At 36.4% G+C, this 1,858-nt stretch carries 2 protein-coding genes and 1 pseudogene; all 3 read left to right on the forward strand.

Annotation, left to right across the window (positions count from 1 at the left end):
• Window positions 1-231: pseudogene (locus tag AC220I_RS21935) on the forward strand (serine hydrolase domain-containing protein); the annotation flags it as partial.
• Between the two features lie 140 nt (window positions 232-371).
• Window positions 372-863, forward strand: coding sequence for an RNA polymerase sigma factor (locus AC220I_RS21940; RefSeq protein ID WP_486726000.1), 492 nt, complete (start codon window positions 372-374; stop codon window positions 861-863).
• Window positions 853-1,858: hypothetical protein (locus AC220I_RS21945; protein WP_486726001.1), on the forward strand; the 1,006-nt coding region annotated here is incomplete at its 3' end. The genes AC220I_RS21940 and AC220I_RS21945, both read left to right, overlap by 11 nt.

Consider the following 1,858-nt stretch of genomic DNA (forward strand, 5'->3'; position numbering starts at 1 on the left):
ATCGCAGCGTCTACAAGAGAGCACAGTCGTTTGGATCACCTATCATATGGCTATTTATGGTGGTTAATAAAGGTTGGGAAAAAAGGGGCTTATGCCGCAATTGGAGATGGGGGCAACATAATTTATATATGCCCTGAAAAGGACCTTGTAGTTGCCATTGCATCCAGTTTTATGCCAAGAGCCAAGGATCGGATTGATCTTATTGAGAAAGAAATCTTGCCTTTGATATAAGAAGGTATTATAAAAGCACATTTAAAATATCGTACAGGATCATGGTTCATACCATTTTGTGCGATATTTTTTATGGCCATTCTAATGAGTGGTGTGACATTTTCGCAGGTCATTCGTTTATAAGGTAGGGAGGTGAAAATTTGAAAAAAGACATTATCGATCAGGTCTATAAGCAATACTACCAAGACCTTTACTTATACATATTTTCACTTTGTAAAAATCACCATCAGACAGAAAGTCTTGTAAGTGATACCTTTTTTAAAGCCATTTTAAGTCTTGAAGGGAATGAATTACATCTGAAGTATTGGTTGTTGAGAGTGGGTAAGAATCTGTGGCTAGATTCTTTAAAGAAAAAGAGGCCAATATCACTAAGTGAGGACTGTATAGATCATCAGTCTGGACCCCTGGATCAAATGATATCAAATGAAGAACAAAGGACCCTATATGACTCAATTCTCGACTTACCTGACCATTGCAGGGAAATCTTGATTTATTACTATTTCAACGACCTTTCTCTAAAGGAAATTGCCGCGATTAAGAAGATAAGCCCAGGTGCTGCAAGAACCTTGCTTTATAGGTCTAGAATTAAACTGGCAGAAAAATTAAAGGAGGAAAAAATCCATGGATTTTAAAACGCTTTTTATAAAGTATCAAAATAGAGTGGCAAGTGAAGAAGAACGAAAAATTGTCGAAGAAGAAATAGAAAAAAATAAGATTATCAATGAGTACTTAGCAGAATCTTTTGATGCTCTTTTTTTAGAAGACTCAAGCGATCAATTCGAAATAAAGGAACAAGTTACAAAGAAGCTTAGAAAAAACATATTGTATTCAGTAATTAGTGTTGTCTTATTGTATGCCTTTATTATGTGGGTGGTGTCGCCAGTGATGAGTTCAATGTATTATGATCCTTCAAAGATTACGCAGGGCAGTGTGATGAACGATTTAACCTTTGATATGACTGCCTTAACAGAACTCACCGTGCCAGGCTATCAGTCCACCACACCCTTGATTGATAAAAAGGGCTTTGGTAGATATGACCTTGTCCTTAGACGTCAAAGTGGCTTTGGCTTAAATGAAGAACGTATTCCCATCCAACTCTCGAGAAATGAGAAAATTGGATTTTTTGATTATCTCTTCTCATATCAAATACTGAACAAGGATATTGAGAAAGAACCCTATGCATTTGATTATGAGATTCCTTTAGAAGACCTTAAGGCACAGGATAATTACGCGATGGTTTTTATAACCTTCAAAAAACCTATTGAATTGTTAGAGGCAACGACTTATGAAGTGACATATGATCAATTGATTTTCCAGTGGATGTCTATAGAGCATAACTCGCTTGGTGATGATAAAATTGGCTTCCAACCCATGAGCGCCATAAGGATCTCCTTTGGAGATCACCCAAATCAAGAAAACTATCCGTATTTCCACTTAGATGATTTTTACAGCAGTCATGAACCCATCAGAGAATCTTATGAACAAACGCTTACCGATGTCTATGAAATACATTTTAAGACGCTACTGCATTACATGACAAAGAGGCGTGATTTTGTTGCAGCTTTTGATAAGAATAGTATGAGACCAGCCTTTTACGAAGATGTTTTAAAGTATGTTGATGAGAATG

Source organism: Fusibacter sp., from assembly GCF_057447755.1.